The 20,753-nt window shown below is 59.8% G+C and carries 18 protein-coding genes; 5 read left to right on the top strand and 13 right to left on the bottom strand.

Annotated elements, in window-relative coordinates; all coding sequences use genetic code 11:
- The first annotated feature begins 88 nt into the window (after positions 1-88).
- Entirely contained in the window at positions 89-1,471 is a 1,383-nt protein-coding gene (locus ACIONG_RS15605; RefSeq protein ID WP_401300756.1) for an MFS transporter, read from the top strand.
- 117 nt (positions 1,472-1,588) lie between these two features.
- Here the strand turns inward: ACIONG_RS15605 and ACIONG_RS15610 are convergent, their stop codons facing one another.
- The 3 genes from ACIONG_RS15610 to ACIONG_RS15620 form a co-directional block, all read right to left on the bottom strand.
- Positions 1,589-2,542 (bottom strand): adenosine deaminase, encoded by a 954-nt coding sequence (locus ACIONG_RS15610; protein ID WP_213027464.1) that lies wholly within the window; start codon positions 2,540-2,542, stop codon positions 1,589-1,591.
- An 80-nt stretch (positions 2,543-2,622) separates the two neighbouring features.
- Positions 2,623-3,588 carry a 2-oxoglutarate and iron-dependent oxygenase domain-containing protein gene (locus ACIONG_RS15615; protein WP_401300760.1) on the bottom strand — a complete coding sequence of 322 codons (966 nt, stop codon included), beginning with the start codon at positions 3,586-3,588 and terminating at the stop codon, positions 2,623-2,625.
- Between the two features lie 159 nt (positions 3,589-3,747).
- On the bottom strand, positions 3,748-4,821 hold the full coding sequence (locus tag ACIONG_RS15620; protein ID WP_213027466.1) for a BMP family ABC transporter substrate-binding protein: 1,074 nt from the start codon (positions 4,819-4,821) through the stop codon (positions 3,748-3,750).
- Positions 4,822-5,108: 287 nt separating this feature from the next.
- Between ACIONG_RS15620 and ACIONG_RS15625 the strand changes: the two genes are divergently transcribed.
- Positions 5,109-6,200, top strand: coding sequence for a calcium:proton antiporter (locus ACIONG_RS15625; protein WP_213027467.1), 1,092 nt, complete (start codon positions 5,109-5,111; stop codon positions 6,198-6,200).
- A gap of 133 nt (positions 6,201-6,333) precedes the next feature.
- Here ACIONG_RS15625 and ACIONG_RS15630 read toward each other — a convergent pair whose 3' ends face one another.
- From ACIONG_RS15630 to ACIONG_RS15640, 3 genes are all read right to left on the bottom strand, one after another.
- Complete coding sequence (locus ACIONG_RS15630; RefSeq protein WP_213027468.1) at positions 6,334-7,692, bottom strand: 8-oxoguanine deaminase; 1,359 nt, start codon at positions 7,690-7,692, stop codon at positions 6,334-6,336.
- A 253-nt stretch (positions 7,693-7,945) separates the two neighbouring features.
- Positions 7,946-8,632 carry an SDR family oxidoreductase gene (locus tag ACIONG_RS15635; protein WP_315446409.1) on the bottom strand — a complete coding sequence of 229 codons (687 nt, stop codon included), beginning with the start codon at positions 8,630-8,632 and terminating at the stop codon, positions 7,946-7,948.
- A 24-nt stretch (positions 8,633-8,656) separates the two neighbouring features.
- A complete protein-coding gene (locus tag ACIONG_RS15640) occupies positions 8,657-9,007 on the bottom strand; it encodes a MerR family transcriptional regulator (RefSeq protein WP_401300765.1) in 351 nt (116 codons plus the stop codon).
- A gap of 83 nt (positions 9,008-9,090) precedes the next feature.
- Between ACIONG_RS15640 and ACIONG_RS15645 the strand changes: the two genes are divergently transcribed.
- Positions 9,091-9,513, top strand: a complete 423-nt coding sequence (locus ACIONG_RS15645) for a hypothetical protein (protein ID WP_401300784.1) — start codon at positions 9,091-9,093, stop codon at positions 9,511-9,513.
- Positions 9,514-9,586: 73 nt separating this feature from the next.
- On the opposite strand, the gene ACIONG_RS15650 is transcribed toward ACIONG_RS15645, so the two are convergent.
- From ACIONG_RS15650 to ACIONG_RS15680, 7 genes are all read right to left on the bottom strand, one after another.
- The gene (locus tag ACIONG_RS15650) at positions 9,587-10,513 is read right to left on the bottom strand and encodes an ABC transporter permease (RefSeq protein ID WP_401300767.1); all 927 of its coding nucleotides are present in this window, start codon (positions 10,511-10,513) and stop codon (positions 9,587-9,589) included.
- Positions 10,513-11,619, bottom strand: coding sequence for an ABC transporter permease (locus tag ACIONG_RS15655; RefSeq protein WP_103306260.1), 1,107 nt, complete (start codon positions 11,617-11,619; stop codon positions 10,513-10,515). The genes ACIONG_RS15650 and ACIONG_RS15655 overlap by 1 nt, the downstream gene beginning before the upstream one ends.
- A gap of 14 nt (positions 11,620-11,633) precedes the next feature.
- Entirely contained in the window at positions 11,634-13,181 is a 1,548-nt protein-coding gene (locus tag ACIONG_RS15660; protein WP_401300770.1) for an ABC transporter ATP-binding protein, read from the bottom strand.
- Positions 13,182-13,732: 551 nt separating this feature from the next.
- Complete coding sequence (locus ACIONG_RS15665) at positions 13,733-14,314, bottom strand: IMPACT family protein (protein ID WP_401300773.1); 582 nt, start codon at positions 14,312-14,314, stop codon at positions 13,733-13,735.
- Between the two features lie 7 nt (positions 14,315-14,321).
- A complete protein-coding gene (locus tag ACIONG_RS15670; protein WP_103306257.1) occupies positions 14,322-14,972 on the bottom strand; it encodes a TetR/AcrR family transcriptional regulator in 651 nt (216 codons plus the stop codon).
- Positions 14,973-15,060: 88 nt separating this feature from the next.
- A complete protein-coding gene (locus tag ACIONG_RS15675) occupies positions 15,061-16,449 on the bottom strand; it encodes a uracil-xanthine permease family protein (protein WP_401300776.1) in 1,389 nt (462 codons plus the stop codon).
- Between the two features lie 119 nt (positions 16,450-16,568).
- Complete coding sequence (locus ACIONG_RS15680; RefSeq protein ID WP_103306255.1) at positions 16,569-17,489, bottom strand: LysR family transcriptional regulator; 921 nt, start codon at positions 17,487-17,489, stop codon at positions 16,569-16,571.
- Between the two features lie 138 nt (positions 17,490-17,627).
- Between ACIONG_RS15680 and ACIONG_RS15685 the strand changes: the two genes are divergently transcribed.
- Both ACIONG_RS15685 and ACIONG_RS15690 read left to right on the top strand, forming a co-directional pair.
- The gene (locus ACIONG_RS15685; protein ID WP_103306254.1) at positions 17,628-18,977 is read left to right on the top strand and encodes an aspartate aminotransferase family protein; all 1,350 of its coding nucleotides are present in this window, start codon (positions 17,628-17,630) and stop codon (positions 18,975-18,977) included.
- A 76-nt stretch (positions 18,978-19,053) separates the two neighbouring features.
- A complete protein-coding gene (locus ACIONG_RS15690; RefSeq protein ID WP_401300781.1) occupies positions 19,054-20,547 on the top strand; it encodes a CoA-acylating methylmalonate-semialdehyde dehydrogenase in 1,494 nt (497 codons plus the stop codon).
- Positions 20,548-20,753 lie beyond the last annotated feature (206 nt).

The raw sequence follows: 20,753 nt of genomic DNA on the forward strand, positions 1-20,753 counted from the left end.
ACGGTTGCGAACAGGTCGCATCCAGCACGAACGCCAAGGCACTATCGCGCACACTCGATCCGGGGATATTTCGGATGGGGGAGGCGATATGGATACTCAAGGCTTCAGCGCGGCAGAACGCCTGGAACGACTGCCGATCAGCGGTTATCACCGGATCATTTTCATCATCATCGCGCTGGCGTTTTTCTTCGACTCCATGGACCTGGCGATGATGACGTTCCTGCTCGGCTCGATCAAAGCCGAGTTCGGCCTGAGCAGCGCACAGGCAGGATTGCTCGCCAGTTCGAGCTTCTTCGGCATGGTGCTCGGTGCGTCGCTGTCCGGCATGCTCGCGGACCGCTTCGGGCGCAAACCGGTGTTTCAGTGGAGCATCGTCCTGTGGGGCGTGGCCAGTTACCTGTGCTCGACGGCGCAAACGGTCGAGGCGCTGACGCTGTTTCGAATTCTGCTGGGGATTGGCATGGGCATGGAGTTTCCCATTGCGCAGTCGATGCTCTCGGAGTTGATCCCGGCTCAGCGGCGTGGGCGTTATATCGCGTTGATGGATGGCTTCTGGCCGCTGGGTTTTGTTGCTGCCGGTGTGCTGTCGTACTTCCTGTTGCCGGTGATTGGCTGGCGCGACATCTTTCTGGTGTTGGCGGTGCCGGCGGTGTTCGTGTTGGCGATCCGTTTTTTCATCCCCGAATCACCGCGCTGGCTGGAACAGGCCGGGCGGCAGGAGGCGGCGGACAAGGTCCTCGACGGCATCGAACAGCGCGTACGCGCATCGCTCGGCGCTACCACGTTGCCCGCGCCGGTGCGGTTGCCCCGCACCGTGACGCCACCGGGCCATTTCTTCTCGGCGCTCAAGCAGATCTGGTCGCCACAGTATCGCCAGCGCACAACGATGATCTGGAGCCTGTGGTTCTTTGCGTTGTTGGGTTTTTACGGGCTGACCTCGTGGTTGAGTGCATTGCTGCAACAGTCGGGCTTCGCCGTGACCCAGTCGGTGTATTACACGGTGCTGATTTCGCTGGGCGGGATTCCCGGATTTTTGATGGCGGCGTGGCTGGTCGAGCGTTGGGGGCGCAAACCGGTGTGCATCGTCACCTTGCTCGGTGGCGGGGTGATGGCGTTTCTCTACGGGCAGAGCGCGGTGTTCGGCGGCAACGTTGCCCTGTTGATCGGCACGGGGCTGCTGATGCAGTTCTTCCTGTTCGGCATGTGGGCGGTGCTCTACACCTATACGCCAGAGTTGTATCCGACCTCGGCACGGGCGACGGGCTCGGGATTCGCCTCGGCGATCGGCCGTGTGGGTTCGCTGCTCGGGCCGTTGGTGACCGGGCTGGTGTTCCCGATTACCGGGCAGGGTGGGGTATTTGCGCTGGGGGCGCTGTGCTTTGCGATAGCGGCGGGGGTGGTGTGGCTGTTCGGGATGGAGACGCGGGGCAAGACGCTGGAAGAGCTGACTGAGCGCGAGATTTCCAGCTAAACATAACTCCTGTGGGAGCGGGCTTGCCCGCGATGGCGGACCGTCAATCAACATTGATGTTGGAACTGATGGCCTCATCGCGGGCAAGCCCGCTCCCACAGTTTTTCGTATTGCTCTTTATGGTTTTACCAACCGCGCATCCAGGCTGTTCTGCGCCAGGCGCTTGGCCTGATCCTGGGTCATGCCCAGGTGTTCGTGCAGCGCATAAAAGTTCTCGGTGACATAACCACCGAAGTACGCCGGGTCATCGGAGTTCACCGTGACTTTCACGCCGCGCTCAAGCATGTCGAGAATGTTGTGCTGCGACATGTGATCGAACACGCAGAGTTTGGTGTTCGACAGCGGGCACACGGTCAGCGGGATTTGCTCGTCGATAATCCGCTGCATCAGACGCTCGTCTTCGATGGCGCGCACGCCATGGTCGATGCGCTGGATTTTCAGCAGGTCGATGGCTTCCCAGATGTACTCCGGCGGGCCTTCTTCACCGGCGTGAGCGACGGTCAGGAAGCCTTCGTGACGAGCGCGATCGAACACACGCTGGAACTTGCTCGGCGGGTGGCCCATCTCGGAACTGTCGAGGCCGACGGCAACAAAAGCGTCACGGAACGGCAGCGCCTGATCGAGGGTTTTCTGTGCTTCGTCTTCGCTGAGGTGGCGCAGGAAACTCAGGATCAAACCGCTGGTGATGCCCAGTTGCTGCTCGCCATCCTTCAGTGCGGCGGCGATGCCGTTGAGCACCACTTCGAACGGGATGCCACGGTCGGTGTGGGTTTGCGGGTCGAAGAACGGTTCGGTGTGAATCACGTTCTGCTCTTTGCAGCGCAGCAGGTAAGCCCAGGTCAGGTCGTAGAAATCCTGGGAGGTGCGCAGCACGTCGGCGCCCTGGTAATACAGGTCGAGGAATTCCTGCAGGTTGTTGAAGGCATAGGCCTTGCGCAGGGTTTCGACGTCGTTCCACGGCAGGGCGATCTTGTTGCGTTCGGCCAAGGCGAACAGCAGCTCGGGCTCCAGCGAGCCTTCCAGGTGCAGGTGCAGTTCAGCCTTGGGCAAGGCGTTGAGCCAGTCGTACATATTCTTTTCTCATCAGGTGCAATGACGGCATTCTACAGATGCTCGCCGAAACAATTGGCAAAACCTGACCAAGCGATCCATCACACTGCTTCCTGCTCACGACGATAAGCGTAGGTATCGGCGAAGCGCGACAGCAGGAACTCGGCGCAGGTGGTCGTCGGATATTTCGCCGGATGCTGTGCGTCCTGGCAACCGGGCAGGCATTCGATGCGCGTGTCCGGGTGCGGCTCGGCGAAAAACGGCATCGAATAGCGATCCACCCCAAGAGGACTGATCACTCGGTGCGGTGTCGAGCGATAACGGTCATTGCTCCAGCGCGCCATCATGTCGCCGAGGTTGACCACGAAGGTGCCGTCGATGGGGGGCGCGTCGATCCATTCGCCCCGCACATTCTTCACCTGCAAGCCCCCGGCGCTGTCTTGATACAGCAGGGTGATACAGCCGTAATCGGTGTGCGCGCCGGCGCCTTGCTGCTCAGCGGAACTGGCGGTGTGGCGGGGCGGGTAGTGGATCATGCGCAGCACGCTGACCGGCTCATTGAAGCGGGTGTCGAAAAAATCCCGTTCGATGCCCAGCGCAAGGGTCATGGCGCGCAGCAGGGTTTGCGCGAGGGCCTGCATGTCAAGGTAATGCTGTTCCATCAGCGCTTCCCATCCTGTTTGCGAAGGATGACGGTTTGGTCCGCGCAGCGGTTTTTCTGCGAGCACCTCGGGATGGCTGGCCGGCAGGTGCAGACCCATGTCGAAGGTTTCTTTGAGGTCGCTGGGTTTGCTCGGGTCGAGTTGCTCCGTGGCGACGGCGCCGTAGCCTCGGTGGTGGCGAGTCTGGGTGATGTCGATCTTGAGTTTGTCGGCGACGGGCAGGGCGAAGAAACGTTGCGCGTGATCCAGCAGATCGTCGATGCGCTGGGCGGAGATCGGATGGCCCTTGATGTAGAAGAAGCCCCATTCGCGGCAGGCTCGGTCGATTTGCGCGGCGACGGCGGGCCAGGCGTTCTGGTCGTCGCTGTAGAGCGGGCTGATGTCGATGATCGGAAGCTGATCCATACAATTGTCCTGAAGAAACGTTAACTTGAGAACACTGAAAAACCCTGTGGGAGCTGGCTTGCCAGCGATGAGGCCATCACATTCAACATCATTGTTGCCTGTCAGACCGTCATCGCTGGCAAGCCAGCTCCCACAGGGTCGGTGTTTTTTTCGAGGGGATTACTTCGGCATCTCGGCCTTCATGCCTTCCACGTAATAGTTCATCGACGCCAGTTCCGCATTGGTCGCGCTCACACCTGCGGGGATTTTCTCGACACCGCTCTGATCCTTGATCGGCCCGGTAAATGGCTGCAACGCGCCGCTCTTGATGTCGGCAATGATTTGCTCGGCCTCGGCTTTCACCGGTGCCGGTACCAGATCGCTGATCGGCAATTCAACTGTGCCTTCTTTCAACCCGCCCCAGTAATCCTGAGGTTTCCAGGTGTGGTCGATCACGCTTTGCGTCGCCTGGATGTAATGCGGCGCCCAGTCATTGACGATCGAGGTCAGCACCGCTTTCGGGCCGAAGTGCGCCATGTCCGAGGCGTAACCCACGGCGTATACGCCACGGCGTTCTGCTGCCTGAATCGGCGCCGGGCTGTCGGTGTGCTGGAACACCACGTCGACGCCCTGATCGATCAGCGCATTCGCGGCATCGGCCTCTTTGCCCGGATCGAACCAGGAATTGACCCACACCACTTTGATCTCGGTGCCCGGGTTGTATTTGTTCAGGGCCAGTTGAATGGCGTTGATGTCGCGGATCACTTCCGGGATCGGGAACGAGGCGACGTAGCCGATCTTTTTGGTTTTGGTCATCTTCGCGGCGAGGAAGCCGCCGACGTAGCGGCCCTCATACGTGCGCGCCAGATAGGTGCCGAGGTTCTTGTCCTGCTTGTAGCCGGTGGCGTGTTCGAAAGTCACCTTGGGAAACTGCTTGGCAACTTTCACGGTCGGGTTCATGTAGCCGAAAGAGGTGGTGAAGATCAGGTCGTACTTGTCCTTGGCCATGTTGCGGATCACCCGCTCGGCGTCGGCGCCCTCGGCGACGTTTTCCACGTAGTTGGTGGTGATCTGATTGCCGAGTTTCTCCGCGAGTGCCTTGCGCCCCTGCTCATGCTGATACGTCCAGCCGTGGTCGCCGATCGGGCCGATATAGACGAAACCAACCTTCAGCGGATCGGCAGCGCTGGCGCTCAGGCTGATCCCCAGACCGATGGCGGCGCACAGCAGTTTGTGCAGCGGACGTATTTGCATGAATTGGAGCTCCATTTTGTTGTGTGTGCTCCGGGCCAATGCAAATTGCTGACCAACAGGACAACAAACCTTCCGAAACTGCGTAACGGCCATCGCGAGCAGGCTCACTCCTACATTTGGAACGCGTTCCCCTGTAGGAGTGAGCCTGCTCGTGATAACGCCCTCAAGGCCAATAAAAGTGCACTTGGCAAAGTCTCGCTATCAGTTGGTGCGCTAAGGTGTAACGAAACGTTAGCGCCGCCCCGCAGTCAGTAGCTCATTCGACTCTCTTGGCAAAAAGGCCCGCCATGTTCTCAATCCTCAAGCAAGAAAGCTTTCTGCTACTGGCGGTCATTGCCGCGTGCGTCGCCTATCCGCTGGAGCACTGGATGCTGCACAGCGGCCAGATCGTTGCGCTGATCTCTGGCCTGCTGCTGATCGCCTTCATCGTCGCCGCGTCGATGCGCGTCGCCCATCACGCCGAACTGCTCGCGGAAAAGGTCGGCGATCCCTACGGCACGATGATTCTCACGCTGGCCGCGGTGCTGGTGGAAGTGGTGATCCTGGCGATCATGATGAGCAACGAAGCCTCGGCCACGCTGGTGCGCGACACGATCTATTCGGCGGTGATGCTCGACATTAACGGCATCCTCGGCCTTGCCGCGCTGATGGGCGGGATCAAGCACGGCGAACAGTCCTACAACGACGATTCGGCGCGCAGCTACAGCGTGATGATCCTCACCGCGATGGGCGTGTCGATGGTGGTGCCGGAGTTTATTCCCGAGGCGAACTGGAAGATTTATTCAGCGTTCACCATCGGTGCGATGGTGGTGCTTTATGCGTTATTCCTGCGCATGCAGGTCGGCCCGCACAGTTACTTTTTCAGTTACAGCTACCCGGACAAACGCCGCAAGAAAGAGCCGGTGGAGGAGGAACCGAAACCGCTCAGCCTGGGCTGGTCGATCGGCATTCTGGTGTTCGGTGTCGTGGTGATTGGCGCACTCGCCGAAGTGATGTCCAAAACCCTCGATCTGGGCCTGGAAGGCACGGGCGCACCGCCGGTGATTACGGCGATTCTGGTGGCGGCGATTTCCGCAGCGCCGGAGATTCTGACCGCATTGCGCGCGGCGCTGGCCAACCGCATGCAGTCGGTGGTCAACATTGCGATGGGGGCGTCACTGTCGACGGTGATTTTGACCGTGCCGGTGATGGAGGCGATGGCGCTGTATACCGGCCAGCCGTTTCAGATGGCGATGACGCCGGTGCAGACGGTGATGATCTTCATTACCTTGATCGTCAGCGCGATCAACCTGAATGACGGCGAGACCAATGCCATTGAAGGCATGACGCATTTTGTGTTGTTTGCGACGTTCATCATGCTGTCGCTGCTGGGTCTCTGATAGCCACATTGATCGTTCCCACGCTCCGCGTGGGAATGCCGCCATGGACGCTCTGCGTCCGCTGCTGGGACGCGGAGCGTCCCGAGATGCATTCCCACGCAGAGCGTGGGAACGATCAGATGGGGAGGGGGAATCAGGTACCGGCGATCAACTGGCGAGCCGCCTGGCTGTGATCGGCAATCAGGCCTTTGAGATCCAGTCCTTCAACCTGGCCATCAATCACCCGCCACTTGCCGCCAATCATCACCCGATCGGCACGGTCCGCACCGCACAGCAGCAGCGCCGAAATCGGATCATGGCTACCCGAGAACCGCAGCTCATCGAGCTTGAACAGCGCCAGATCCGCCTGCTTGCCCACCGCCAGTTCGCCGATGTCGGTACGGCCCAACAGACTCGCCGAGCCCTTGGTCGCCCAGCCGAGTACGCGCTCCGGGGTGATCTTCTCGGCGCCATAACGCAGGCGCTGGATGTACAGCGCCTGACGCGCTTCAAGGATCATGTTCGAGGCATCGTTGGACGCCGAACCATCCACGCCCAGACCAAACAGGGCGCCAGCGTCGGTCAGATCGATACTCGGGCAAATGCCGGAGGCCAGACGCATGTTCGAACTCGGGCAATGGCAGATACCGGTGCCGGCCTGGCCGAGGCGGGCGATTTCGTCCGGGTTGAAGTGGATGCCGTGAGCCAGCCAGGTGCGCGGGCCGAGCCAGCCGACGCTGTCCAGATAATCCACGGTGCGCAGGCCGAAACGCTGCAGGCAGAAGTCTTCTTCGTCGAGGGTTTCAGCGAGGTGCGTGTGCAGGCGCACGTCCAGTTTGTTCGCCAGTTCGGCGCTGGCCGACATGATTTCCGGGGTCACCGAGAACGGTGAGCATGGCGCCAGGGCGATCTGGATTTGCGCGCCATCGCCACGCTCGTGGTACTCGTGAATCAGGCGCTGACTGTCGTCGAGAATCACCTGACCTTCCTGCACGGTCTGCTGCGGTGGCAGGCCGCCGTCCTTCTCGCCGAGGCTCATCGAGCCACGAGTGAGCATGGCGCGCATACCCAGTTCGCGCACGGTTTCGACTTGCACGTCAATGGCGTTTTCCAGACCGTCCGGGAACAGGTAATGGTGGTCGGCGGCGGTTGTACAACCGGAGAGCAGCAACTCAGCCAAGGCCACTTTAGTGGCGAGCGCAAGTTTCTCGGGGGTCAGGCGCGCCCACACCGGGTACAGGGTTTTCAGCCACGGGAACAACGGCTGATTGACCACCGGGGCCCAGGCGCGAGTCAGGGTTTGATAGAAATGATGGTGAGTGTTGATCAGGCCTGGCAGGATCACATGCTCACGGGCATCGAACACTTCATTGCACGGCGCCGAAGGCTGTTGACCGGCAGCGAGCACTTCGACGATCACGCCGTCTTGCAGCACTAGACCGCCACGGGCATCAAGCGCGTTGGCAGTGAAAATGGCGAGGGGATTTTTTAACCAGGTACGGGTCGCGGGCATTTTGCCGGCTCCTCTGAAAGTGGGGTTCAGGGTTGCCAGCTCAGTGATGCCCTGTCTGCTGATCCAGGGTCGCCGCGAAAGACGAGGTGCGCAGTTTCAAACAAATTGTTGCATCGGGCAAGCCCCGCCCGACCGGACAACTCATATCCCTGTGGGAGCTGGCTTGCCAGCGATGGCGTCGGATCAGCACCTTATATGGCCACTGACACTCCGTCATCGCGGGCAAGCCCGGCTCCCACAGGATTTGGGTTGTTTACCAGGGAATGGTTTCACCCTTGTAATTCACAAAGTGATGCCCGCCCTTGCCGGTAAACGCATTCACCTGATCAATCAAACCGCGCGTGCTGGTTTCGACATCAATGTCAGCGCCTTCACCACCCATGTCGGTCTTCACCCAACCCGGATGCAGCGACAGCACGGTGAGCTTCTGCTCGCCCAACTGGGTCACGAAACTGTTGGTCATCGAATTCAGTGCAGCCTTGCTTGCCTTGTACAACGCCAGTTCCGGCGCATCGGGCATGGTCACGCTACCAAGCACCGAACTCATGAATGCCAGCACGCCGCTGCCATCGCGGATCTGCCCGACAAAACGCTGGGCCAGATTGATCGGCGCCACGGCATTGGTGAAAAACAGTTGCCCGACTTCGGCCAGGGTCGCCCCGCCCGGTGTTTGTACATCCGGACCTTTGACCCCGGCGTTGACGAACAGCAGGTCGAAGGTTTCGCCCTTGAGTTGCTGACTCAGGGCGATGACCGCTTGCTGATCATCCATATCCAGCTTCTCGATGCGCACCTTGCCCAGCGCTTGCAGCGCCTCGGCCTTTTGCGGATTGCGCACGGTGGCCGTCACTTGCCAGCCGTCAGCCAGCAGGGTTTTCACCAGCCCGAGGCCCAAGCCACGGGAGGCGCCGATGATCAGTGCATTTTTTGCCTGGGACATGATGGGTTCCTTGAAAGTTACGGTTCACGGATTCAATGGACACGCCTGACCGAGCCGTAGTTGCAACTCCTGTCGGAGCGCGTCGAGTTCGCTCATGCGGTTTTCGATCAGTTGCAGTTTGTCGCGCAGCAACTGCGCCACGGCGTTTTCCGGATCGGGCGCTTTCCACAGCGCGGCAACACTGTTGCCGATCTCGCTGAGGGTAAAGCCCAGCCGTTGCGCAGTCTTGATGTAGAGCACCAGTTGCACCATTTCCGGCGGATAGTCGCGATAACCGTTGGCGCTGCGTTGTGCCGCGATCAATCCGCGTTGCTCGTAGAAACGCAAAGTATCGCGGCTGACGGCGCTGGCCAGGGCTAATTCACCGATGCGCATGCGGGCTCTCAAAAGGGCTATTGACCCTGGAGCATACTCCAGGCTTTACCGTGCTTGCTCCTCAAATTTCTGGAGCATGGATGATGTGGACTTCAACGCAGTATCGAAACGTGGTGCGCGGCAGTGCCTGGTATGACCTGATCGTGACGGCGGCATTTGCCACGCCGTGGAGTTTTGCCGTTGTGCATGGTTTTTTCACCGCGCTGAATCTGCCGGGTGACTTGCCGGCATTCCAGCCTGTGCATGTGCTGATGGCGAATCTGCTGGGCTCAGTGGTTTGTGTGTGGGCGGTGCTGCGGATTCGTGATCCGCAGGCGCTTTATGGACGTTATGACGCGGTGGCGCGGTTTCTGTTTGCGGCTTGGCAGGGCTATGCGCTGCTCCATGGCGCCAGTTCATTGTTGGTGATCTTCTTGTTCTTTGAGCTGGCGTGGGGCGTTGCTCAAGTGTTGCCTGTTGGGGCCCCATCGCTGGCAAGCCAGCTCCCACAGGGATCTCGGATGTGAATGAGATATCAGCCACACTACAAAAACCTGTGGGAGCTGGCTTGCCAGCGATGGGGCCAGTGAGATCACCGCCCTAATGCCCTGATTGCCAAGGCTGCCCCAGCGACACCGGTGCATACAACCGAGTCCGAACCGCATCGCGTGACAACACCACCAACACCACAATCGTCGCCACATACGGCAGCATCGCCAACAGACTCGACGGAATCGCCAGCCCCAACCCCTGCGCCACCAGATGCAGGATGCTGGCGAGGCCGAACAGATACGCCCCGAGCAACAACCGCCACACCCGCCAACTGGCAAACACCACCAGTGCCAAGGCAATCCAGCCGCGCCCGGCGGTCATGTTTTCCGCCCACATCGGCGTATAGGCCAGCGACAGATACGCCCCGGCCAACCCGGCCATCGCGCCGCCAAACAGCACCGCCAGTGTGCGCACCGTCAATACCGGCAAGCCCATCGCACTCGCTGCATCCGGATTTTCACCAACCGCTTGAATGATCAACCCGACACGGCTTTTGATGATCACCCACGCCACCAGTGCAAACAGCGCAAACGACAGATACACCAGCAGATCCTGAGCGAACAGCATCCGCCCGATCAGCGGGATTTCACTCAAATACGGAATCGCCAACGGTTCAAACCCGGCCAAGGGTTTACCGACCCACGCCGCGCCAACGAAGGTCGACAGCCCTACACCAAAAATCGTCAGCGCCAGACCGGTCGCGACCTGATTGGCATGGAACACCAGCGCCACCAAGGCAAACAGCGACGACAGCAACATCCCGGCAAGCATTGCCAGCAACACGCCAAGCCACAGGTTGCCGCTGTTGAGGGCGACGATAAAACCGATCACCGCGCCAAACAGCATCATTCCTTCCTGCCCGAGGTTGAGCACGCCGCTCTTCTCGCAGATCAGTTCGCCCAGCGCCACCAGCAACAGCGGCGTGCCGCAACGCACCATGGCGTAGAAAATATTGCTCAACAGATCGATATCCATCACAGCGCTCCGGCGGTTACGGCGGTGGTCGAAGTACGCCGTGTCCAGCGCAGGTTCAGGCGCGGCCGATAGAGGATCAGCACGTCACAGGCGAGCAGGAAAAACAGCATCATTCCCTGAAACAACTGGGTGATCGCTTGCGGCAGATTCAGACTCATCTGCGCGCTCTCGCCACCGATGTACAGCAGCGCCATCAACAGGCTCGAGAACAGAATCCCGAGCGGATTGAGTCGCCCGAGAAACGCCACGGTAATCGCCGCATAGCCATAACCCGGGGACACCTGCGGCACCAATTGGCCGATCGGCCCAGTCACTTCGCAGACACCCGCGAGCCCCGCCAAGCCGCCACTGATCAACAGCGCCAGCCAGATCAGCCGCTTCTCGCGAAAGCCGACAAACCCTGCAGCGCGCTTGTCCAGCCCGAGCACTTTGATCTGGAAACCGACAAAACTTTTCTGCAACAACACCCACACCGCAACCAGTGCAAGCAGGGCGAAATACACCCCGGCATGTACGCGGCCATCCTCCAGCAACAACGGCAAACGGCTGGCGTCACCGAACATCGCCGATTCGGGAAAGTTGAACCCGGCCGGGTCTTTCAGCGGCCCATGCACGCAGAACAGCAGCAGGTTCAGCGCGATGTAATTGAGCATGATGCTGGTGAGGATTTCATTGGCGTTGAAGCGCGTGCGCAACCACGCCGTCAGCCCGGCCCACGCCGCACCGGCGAGGGTGCCGGTGAGCAGAATCAACACCAGCGCCCAACGGCTTTGCATGTCGATGATGTTCACCGCCAAGGCACTGCCGGCCAATGCGCCGAGGAGTAATTGACCTTCGGCGCCGATGTTCCAGATGCGCGCCTGATAGGCCACCGCCAGACCGAGCGCGCAGAGCAGAATCGGCAGGGCTTTGACCAGCAATTCCGAGACGCCATACACGTCGCTGACCGGCGCAATCAGCAAGGTGTACAAGGTTTGCAGCGGATCATGGCCGAGGGCGATGAACAGCAGCGAACCGCAACCGAGCGTCAGCGCCGCCGCCAGCAACGGCGAGCACCAGAGCATCAGGCGCGATTGCTGGCCACGGGGTTCGAGGGAAAGCAGCATGGTTGAAAGCTCCGTTAAACCGTGGCGTGTTTTTGCGCGACGTCAAACTGACCGGCCATCCAGCCGCCAACGTCGCTCAATAAGGTGTCTGTGGTGTTTTGCAGTGCCGACAGCCTGCCGCCGCACAACGCGCCGAGGCGGTCGCTGATCTGGAACAGTTCGTCGAGGTCTTCGGAAATCACCAGAATCGCCGCGCCGGCATCGCGCAGCGCGATCAGTGCGCGGTGGATGGTGGCGGCGGCGCCGACGTCAACGCCCCAGGTCGGGTGCGCAGCGATCAGCAGTTGCGGTTGCTGAAGGATTTCCCGGCCGAGGATGAATTTCTGCAGGTTGCCGCCGGACAGACTGCGCGCGGCGGCTTGGGGGCCAGGGGTTTTCACACCGAAGCGCTGAATGATTGTTTCGGCGAGGGCTTCGACTTTGCCGCGCTCGATCAAGCCGTTGCTGACCAATCCTTGCTGGAAAGCGGTAAGCAGGGCGTTGTCCCCCAGACTCAATTCCGGCACTGCGCCGTGACCCAGTCGCTCGGCGGGCACGAACGCCAGGCCGAGTTTGCGTCGCGCATCGGGGCGTAAATCACCGACGCTTTTTTCGCCGAATCGAATGGTCGCAGCCTCGGCACGGGGCAGGGTTTGTTCGCCACTGAGCAGCGCGAGCAATTCATCCTGACCATTACCAGCGACCCCGGCGATGCCGACGATTTCACCGCTGCGTACTTGCAAGTCGACAGCCGTCAGCGAGCAGCCGAATGGGTCGGGGTTGTGCCAACTCAAGCCACTGACCTGCAAAAACGCCGCGCCACCGCCGACCTTCGGATAGTCGCCAATCAGCGCCGCCGCTTCGCCGACCATCAACTGCGCCAACTGTTGATCCGAGCACTCGGCCGGCGCGCAATGCCCGGCCACGCGCCCACCGCGCAATACCGTGGCGCTATGGCACAAGGCGCGCACCTCAGCGAGTTTGTGGCTGATAAACAGAATGCTGCAGCCCTCGGCGGCGAGACGGCGCAAGGTAACGAACAACTCGTCGGCTTCCTGTGGCGTCAGCACCGAAGTGGGTTCATCGAGGATCAGCAGGCGGATGTCCTGCATCAGGCAACGAATGATTTCCACCCGTTGCCGCTCGCCGATCGACAGGCTGTGGACAAGTCGCTCAGGTTCCAGAGCCATGCCGTAGCGGCGCGAGACTTCACGAATTTTCGGTTCCAGCTGCTTCGGCGTTCCGGCCTTGGCGCCCATCGCGAGCGCAATGTTTTGCGCCACGCTGAGCGTTTCGAACAGTGAAAAATGCTGGAACACCATACCGATGCCCAACTGCCGTGCCTGCGCCGGATTGCGGATATTGACCCGCTGTCCATGCCAGAGCATCTCGCCGGAATCGGCCTGAGTCACTCCGTAGATGATCTTCATCAAGGTGCTTTTGCCCGCACCGTTTTCCCCGAGCAGGGCGTGAACTTCACCGGGTGCGATGCTCAGGTCGATGGCGTCATTGGCCAGGCAACCGGGGTAGCGTTTGCTGATATGGCGCAGTTGCAGGCGCGGGGTTGAATCGGCGATGGGCATGGCAGGCTCGACTGGCTTGGAGTTATGCCTGTGGATAAAGCAATTTCCTGGCCATTGAGTCAGGAACCTGTGCAGTGCCTGCTCGCAAGGGCTGAACACAGAGCTTCGCAGCCGGAATCGAGTTGATTCATGGCACCAATTCGGCGCAAAGCCATTGAGCAGGCTCCAGTTTTGCCCGTCGGCCATTGATCAAAAAACGAACAAACCGGTGGGGCCTATGCAATACCTGCGACTGCGCCAGCCATGAACGGGTTATCCACAGGTTGTTCCACAGTTATTGTGCGCAAGCGGAAAACCCGGGCATAAGCACTGGGGTGCTTTCTTCTAATGGTGATAAACGCGGCTAACTGGTTGTTTTTGCGTGGGATTTGCATTTCGTCTGGCGAATTGAGCGAAAAGTGAGCAATGCCCGCAAACCCGCGTGACAGAAGGGTTACAGCGGAATGTACTCAGGTTATCCACAGTCGGGTGCACAGCAGATGTGGGCAACTCGGTGGAATAAGGGATATGGGCTGTGCCCTAAAAGATCGCAGCGTTCTTTTGCTCTTGCTTCACCACTGCAAGAGAATCCGCCCACGGCTGAGATCGGCGAGCTGCAATTGCAGAACATCAATCTGCGCCTCACCTACCGCCAACTGCAACTCCACGCCATTGGCGGTGAAATTTTCTTCCACCACCAACCCGCCGAGATCCGCCACGCGCAATTTCACCAGCGCCAATTCGGCAAACGCGCAGGCACAACGCAGCGGCACACGGCTGATCAACTCGACTTTCGCCGCCGTTTGCAGGCATTTGTTCGCGCCACCGCCGTAGGCCCGAGCCAATCCGCCGGTGCCCAGTTGAATGCCGCCATACCAGCGAATCACGAGCACCGCGACCTGATCGCAATCCTGCGCTTCAATCGCAGCCAGTATCGGTCGCCCGGCCGTGCCGCCGGGTTCACCGTCATCATTGCTGCGATATTGATCGCCGAGTTTCCACGCCCAGCAATTGTGCGAGGCGTTCAAGTCGCTGTGTTGCTCGAAGAACGCCTGCGCATCGGCGGGGCTGCCAATCGGCGTGGCGTAGGTGATAAAGCGGCTTTTGCGAATCTCTTCGCGGTACTCGCAAAAACCGCTGAGGGTGAAAGGCATAAACGTCTTAAATAGAAGGGGTGAGGCCGCAGCCTTTGAGAATGATGCGGATCAGGTTGTTGCCGGCGTCTTCCATGTCCTGCTTGGTCAACTTGCTGCGACCGCTGACGCGGCAGATCTGCGTGGCGAAGTCGGCGTAATGCTGGGTGCTGCCCCACAACAGGAAGATCAGGTGCACCGGATCGACCGGGTCCATTTTGCCCGCATCGATCCACGCCTGAAACACCGCCGCGCGGCCCTGGAACCAGGTGCGGTAGTCCTGATTGAAATATTCGCTCAGGCATTCGCCACCGCTGATCACTTCCATCGCGAAGATGCGCGAGGCTTGCGGCTGACGGCGGGAGAATTCCATTTTGGCGCGGATGTAGCGGGTCAGCGCTTCGGCCGGATCGTCCTCGGCGGTGAGGGTGTTGAAGGTGCTGTCCCACAACTCGATGATGTTGCTCAGCACCGCGACGTACAACCCAAGCTTGTTGGTGAAGTAGTAATGCAGGTTCGCCTTGGGCAACCCGGCATTCTGCGCGATGGTGTTCATGCTGGTGCCTTTGTACCCGTGACGGGCGAACTCGTCTTCGGCGGCTTTGAGGATGGTCTCTTCGTTCTTCTGACGAATGCGGCTGGCGGGCTTGCCGCCGTGAGCGGGGACTTCAAAGGTCATAGGCACTTCCGGGTTTGTCTGTGGGTGCAACCAATTGCGTTGATAGCGCACCCACAGGCATCCGACAAGCCCTGAAGCGATAAAACCGTTACGCCTGTTCGATCTTGTTCAGTGGTGCATGTACTTCGGCAGACCCGGTTTTGGCCTCCGGCAACAACAGGCAAAGGATGATTGCGGTCAGTCCGCCGCTGGTAATCGCTGAATCGAACAGGTTCTGCACAAGCTTTGGCAGCAAGTGCAAGAGGTTCGGTTGCGCGGCGATGCCCAAGCCGACGCCGAACGACGTGGCGATGATCAGCATGCTGCGCCGATCCAGTGGCGACTGCGCGAGGATGCGTACGCCGGCAGCAGCGACGGCGCCGAACATCACCAATGTCGCGCCGCCGAGCACCGGTTTCGGAATCTGTTGCAACACCGCGCCGATCATCGGGAACAGCCCAAGGCAAAACAGGATCGCGCCGATGTACAACCCGACGTAGCGGCTGGCCACGCCGGTCAACTGGATCACGCCGTTGTTCTGCGCAAAGGTTGTGTTGGGAAAGGCGCTGAAGGTCGCGGCGATCATGCAGCTCACGCCATCACCGAGCACCCCGCCACGCAGGCGACTTATATAAGAAGGGCCGCTGATTGGTTGCCGGGCGAGCATGCAGTTGGCGGTGAGGTCGCCGACGGTTTCGATGGTGCTGATCAGATAAATCAGCGCGACGGGCAGGAAAGCCGTCCAGTCGAAGCTGAATCCAAACTTGAACGGCGTAGGAAGGCTTACCAGCGGCAAGTCGGGCAATGGCTGCGGCACCAGTTTGCCACTGAACCACGCCGCCAGGCTGCCAAGCACCAAACCGATGATGATTGCCGACAATCGCACCCATGGCGTGTTCGAGCGGTTAAGCAGAATGATCGTCAGCAACACAAATACACCCAGCGCCAGATTGCCCGGCGCGCCGAAGTCCGGCGCATTGAAACCGCCGCCCAAATCGGTGATGCCGACCTTGATCAGGCTGATGCCGATCAGCGTGATGACAATCCCGGTCACCAGTGGGGTAACCACCCGGCGCAACTGGCCAATGAAACGACTGAGGGCGATCTGCACGAGCGCGCCGAAAAAGCACACGCCGAAGATCATCGCCAGAATGTCCTCCGGGCTGCCGCCACGCTGCTTGACCAGAAACCCCGCCGACAGCACCGCACCGAGAAAGGCAAAACTGGTGCCTTGTAAACAGATCATCCCGGCGCCAATGCCGAACGGCCTACGCGCCTGAATAAACGTGCCGACGCCCGAAACCATCAAGGCCATGCTGATCAGGTAGGGCAGGTGTGCGGTCAAACCGAGCGCCGAGCCGATCACCAGGGGCGGGGTGATGATGCCGACAAAACTGGCGAGCACGTGTTGCAACGCCGCGAGAATTGCGGCGAGCGGTTTGGGGCGGTCGTTGAGGCCGTAGATCAAATCGCTGGACGGTGCGGAATCTGGCTGCATGGGCTTGGGCTTCTTGTTGATGGATCGAGAGATCCTGCTTTGCAAAAAGCTGTCCACTTGCTCAGGTTATTGGCTGAGCGTACCGCTAGAGCCCAATCTGGCTGGGCCTTTGAAGATTTTCACCGCGTCGCCGCCAGACTCTCCAGAAAGCTTTCAAGCACCAAATGTGGGCGGCGCCCCTTGCGCGTGACCGATGCGAGGCTCAGATCATAAAAACGCGTGTTCGCCTTCAGCGCACGCAAGCGCCCCTGCTGCACCCAAAGGCTGGCGTAGTGATCCGGCAAATAACCGATATAACGCCCAGTCAGAATCAGAAACGCCATGCCCTCACGGTCCGAGGCACTGGCGGTGCAATTGAGCGCCTGGTAATGCGCCTGAATATCCGCCGGCAAACGAAACGTCGGGGCAATCGCGTCCTGACTGTTAAGGCGCTCGTCATCGAGTTGCTTGTCATCGACATAAAACAGCGGGTGCCCGACCGCGCAATACAGCAGTGAGCGCTCGCTATACAGCGGTTGATATTCCAGCCCCGACAGCGCACTCGCCTGCGGCACCACGCCAACATGCAAGCGGCCATCGAGCACACCTTGTTCGACTTCGTTGGGGGCGATCATGCGGATCTGAATCTGCACATCCGGCCCGCGCTCCTTCAACTGGGCGAGGGCGTGGGTGATGCGCATGTGCGGCAGGGTAACGAGGTTGTCGGTCAGGCCAATGATCAACTCGCCACGTAAATGCTGGTGCAGGCCATTGACCTCGGTGCGAAAGCTTTCCAGCGCACTTAATAGCTGCAACGCCGATTGATAAACCTCGCGGCCTTCTTCGGTGAGCGAAAATCCCGCACGACCACGCTGACACAAACGCAATCCGAGTCGTTGCTCGAGATCGCTCATCTGCTGGCTGATCGCCGAACGACCGATGCCGAGCACGGTTTCCGCCGCCGAAAACCCGCCGCATTCCACCACACTGCGAAAAATCCGCAGCAAGCGGATATCAAAGTCACTGACCTGGGCCAGCGGATCGGGGCGGCGGCTGCTCATGTTTTTATTCTCAATGTTTAGCAGGGTTCTAACTAAAGGTTAGAAGAGTTGAATTTCACCGACTTTATCGCCGTGGCAATTTAGCTGCAACAACGCTTTCCATCTCCCTGAAGCTTATGCCCTGCGAGGTTTTGCCCGATGAACATGCCTGAAAACGCACAGTCGCCACTGGCCAGCCAACTGAAGCTGGACGCGCACTGGATGCCGTACACCGCCAACCGCAACTTTCAGCGCGACCCGCGTCTGATCGTTGGCGCAGAAGGCAGCTGGCTGATCGACGACAAGGGCCGCAAGGTGTACGACTCGCTGTCGGGTCTGTGGACCTGCGGCGCCGGGCACACCCGCAAGGAAATTCAGGAAGCGGTATCGAAACAACTCGGCACGCTGGATTACTCGCCGGGCTTCCAGTACGGCCATCCGCTGTCGTTCCAACTGGCGGAGAAAATCACTGACCTGACCCCGGGCAACCTGAACCATGTGTTCTTCACCGATTCCGGTTCCGAGTGCGCCGACACCGCGGTGAAAATGGTGCGTGCCTACTGGCGCCTGAAAGGTCAGGCGACTAAAACCAAAATGATCGGCCGTGCTCGTGGCTACCACGGCGTGAACATCGCCGGCACCAGCCTCGGCGGCGTCAACGGCAACCGCAAGCTGTTTGGTCAGGCGATGATGGATGTCGATCACCTGCCGCACACCTTGCTGGCGAGCAATGCGTTCTCTCGTGGCATGCCGGAGCAGGGCGGTATCGCCCTGGCCGATGAGTTGCTGAAGCTGATCGAACTGCACGACGCGTCGAACATCGCGGCGGTGTTCGTTGAACCAATGGCCGGCTCCGCTGGTGTACTGGTTCCGCCACAGGGTTACCTGAAACGTCTGCGCGAGATCTGCGATCAGCACAACATCCTGCTGGTGTTTGACGAAGTGATCACCGGTTTCGGCCGTACCGGTTCGATGTTCGGCGCCGACAGTTTCGGTGTGACCCCGGACCTGATGTGCATCGCCAAGCAAGTCACCAACGGCGCGATCCCGATGGGCGCAGTGATTGCCAGCTCTGAGATCTACCAGACTTTCATGAATCAGCCGACCCCGGAATACGCTGTGGAATTCCCTCACGGTTACACCTACTCGGCACACCCGGTGGCATGCGCCGCTGGCCTGGCGGCACTCGACCTGCTGCAAAAGGAAAACCTGGTGCAGAGCGTGGCCGAGGTTGCACCGCATTTCGAAAACGCACTGCACGGTCTGAAAGGTTCGAAGAACGTCATCGACATCCGTAACTACGGCCTGGCCGGTGCGATCCAGATTGCCCATCGTGATGGCGACGCCATCGTACGTCCGTTCGAAGCGGGCATGGCCCTGTGGAAAGCCGGGTTCTACGTGCGCTTCGGCGGCGACACCCTGCAGTTCGGCCCAACCTTCAACAGCAAGCCGCAAGACCTCGATCGTCTGTTCGACGCGGTTGGCGAAGTGCTGAACAAGCTCGACTGATTTTTCCCTCTATATATAAGTACAAACAGCCGGCGCCCCTCGCGGGCGTCGGCGGACAAAAATTCAGGAGTTTTCGATGAGCGTTATCCCGCATTTGATCAATGGCGAACTGGTGACCGAGAACGGTCGCGCGGTTGATGTGTTCAACCCGTCCACCGGTCAGGCGATCCACAAACTGCCACTGGCGAGCCAGGCAACCATCCAGAAAGCCATCGATGCCGCCAAGGCTGCATTCCCGGCATGGCGTAATACACCACCGGCCAAGCGTGCACAGGTGATGTTCCGCTTCAAGCAACTGCTGGAGCAGAACGAAACGCGCATCTCGCAATTGATCAGTGAAGAACACGGCAAGACCCTGGAAGACGCCGCCGGTGAATTGAAGCGCGGTATCGAGAACGTCGAGTTCGCCTGCGCAGCTCCGGAGATCCTCAAGGGCGAGTACAGCCGTAACGTCGGTCCGAACATCGACGCATGGTCGGACTTCCAGCCGCTGGGCATTGTTGCCGGCATCACGCCGTTCAACTTCCCGGCCATGGTGCCGCTGTGGATGTACCCGCTGGCGATCGTCTGCGGCAACTGCTTCATCCTCAAACCGTCCGAGCGTGATCCAAGCTCCACTCTGCTGATCGCTCAGTTGCTGCTGGAAGCCGGTCTGCCGAAAGGCGTGATGAGTGTGGTCCATGGCGACAAGACTGCGGTAGACGCGCTGATCGAAGCGCCGGAAGTCAAAGCGCTGAGTTTCGTCGGTTCGACGCCGATTGCTGAATACATCTACGCCGAAGGCACCAAGCGCGGCAAACGTGTTCAGGCACTGGGTGGCGCGAAGAACCACGCGGTGCTGATGCCGGATGCCGACCTGGACAACGCGGTCAGCGCATTGATGGGCGCAGCGTACGGTTCCTGCGGTGAGCGCTGCATGGCAATCTCGGTTGCCGTGTGTGTCGGCGATCAGGTGGCGGATGCGCTGGTGGCCAAACTGGTCCCACAGATCAAGGCACTGAAAATCGGCGCTGGCACTTCGTGCGGTCTGGACATGGGGCCATTGGTGACTGGTCAGGCGCGAGACAAAGTCAGCGGTTACGTTGATGACGGCGTGGCAGCGGGCGCGACCCTGGTGGTCGACGGTCGTGGTCTGAGCGTGGCGGGGCATGAAGAGGGCTTCTTCCTCGGTGGCTGCCTGTTCGACAACGTCACCCCTGAGATGCGTATCTATAAAGAAGAGATTTTCGGGCCAGTGCTGTGTGTTGTCCGGGTGAACAGCCTGGAAGAGGCGATGCAGCTGATCAACGATCACGAATACGGCAACGGTACTTGCATCTTCACCCGTGACGGTGAAGCGGCGCGGCTGTTCTGCGACGAGATCGAAGTCGGCATGGTTGGCGTCAACGTGCCGTTGCCGGTGCCGGTGGCTTATCACAGCTTCGGCGGCTGGAAGCGCTCGCTGTTCGGCGATTTGCATGCCTATGGTCCGGATGGTGTGCGCTTCTATACTCGTCGCAAGGCAATCACCCAGCGCTGGCCGCAGCGTGCGAGCCATGAAGCGTCGCAGTTCGCCTTCCCTAGCTTGTAAATAGAAGGGCAGTGCACAGAAGGCCGACCTTTTAAGGTCGGCCTTCGCGTTTTCGGGCTTTTTTGACCGATGTGACAGAAATATGAAAATAGGTGTTGACGGCAGATTCCAGAGGTCTATAATTCGCCCCACTTCCGGCGCAGTCGAAACGGAAAACTCCTTGAGATTCAATGAGTTATACGGTTTTCGAGAGTGGGTCGCTTCAG

The sequence above is a fragment of the Pseudomonas sp. NPDC087817 genome, from assembly GCF_044742875.1.
GTDB lineage: Bacteria > Pseudomonadota > Gammaproteobacteria > Pseudomonadales > Pseudomonadaceae > Aquipseudomonas.

Excerpts from the sequence above, each read along its gene's own strand:
- ACIONG_RS15605 (WP_401300756.1), top strand. The coding sequence starts at position 89 with ATGGATACTCAAGGCTTCAGCGCGGCAGAACGCCTGGAACGACTGCCG.
- ACIONG_RS15620 (WP_213027466.1), bottom strand. The coding sequence starts at position 4,821 with ATGCAAATACGTCCGCTGCACAAACTGCTGTGCGCCGCCATCGGTCTG.
- ACIONG_RS15665 (WP_401300773.1), bottom strand. The coding sequence starts at position 14,314 with ATGCCTTTCACCCTCAGCGGTTTTTGCGAGTACCGCGAAGAGATTCGC.
- ACIONG_RS15615 (WP_401300760.1), bottom strand. The coding sequence starts at position 3,588 with ATGGATCAGCTTCCGATCATCGACATCAGCCCGCTCTACAGCGACGAC.
- ACIONG_RS15645 (WP_401300784.1), top strand. The coding sequence starts at position 9,091 with ATGTGGACTTCAACGCAGTATCGAAACGTGGTGCGCGGCAGTGCCTGG.
- ACIONG_RS15650 (WP_401300767.1), bottom strand. The coding sequence starts at position 10,513 with ATGGATATCGATCTGTTGAGCAATATTTTCTACGCCATGGTGCGTTGC.
- ACIONG_RS15610 (WP_213027464.1), bottom strand. The coding sequence starts at position 2,542 with ATGTACGACTGGCTCAACGCCTTGCCCAAGGCTGAACTGCACCTGCAC.
- ACIONG_RS15690 (WP_401300781.1), top strand. The coding sequence starts at position 19,054 with ATGAGCGTTATCCCGCATTTGATCAATGGCGAACTGGTGACCGAGAAC.
- ACIONG_RS15670 (WP_103306257.1), bottom strand. The coding sequence starts at position 14,972 with ATGACCTTTGAAGTCCCCGCTCACGGCGGCAAGCCCGCCAGCCGCATT.
- ACIONG_RS15640 (WP_401300765.1), bottom strand. The coding sequence starts at position 9,007 with ATGCGCATCGGTGAATTAGCCCTGGCCAGCGCCGTCAGCCGCGATACT.
- ACIONG_RS15655 (WP_103306260.1), bottom strand. The coding sequence starts at position 11,619 with ATGCTGCTTTCCCTCGAACCCCGTGGCCAGCAATCGCGCCTGATGCTC.
- ACIONG_RS15680 (WP_103306255.1), bottom strand. The coding sequence starts at position 17,489 with ATGAGCAGCCGCCGCCCCGATCCGCTGGCCCAGGTCAGTGACTTTGAT.
- ACIONG_RS15675 (WP_401300776.1), bottom strand. The coding sequence starts at position 16,449 with ATGCAGCCAGATTCCGCACCGTCCAGCGATTTGATCTACGGCCTCAAC.
- ACIONG_RS15685 (WP_103306254.1), top strand. The coding sequence starts at position 17,628 with ATGAACATGCCTGAAAACGCACAGTCGCCACTGGCCAGCCAACTGAAG.
- ACIONG_RS15625 (WP_213027467.1), top strand. The coding sequence starts at position 5,109 with ATGTTCTCAATCCTCAAGCAAGAAAGCTTTCTGCTACTGGCGGTCATT.
- ACIONG_RS15635 (WP_315446409.1), bottom strand. The coding sequence starts at position 8,632 with ATGTCCCAGGCAAAAAATGCACTGATCATCGGCGCCTCCCGTGGCTTG.
- ACIONG_RS15660 (WP_401300770.1), bottom strand. The coding sequence starts at position 13,181 with ATGCCCATCGCCGATTCAACCCCGCGCCTGCAACTGCGCCATATCAGC.
- ACIONG_RS15630 (WP_213027468.1), bottom strand. The coding sequence starts at position 7,692 with ATGCCCGCGACCCGTACCTGGTTAAAAAATCCCCTCGCCATTTTCACT.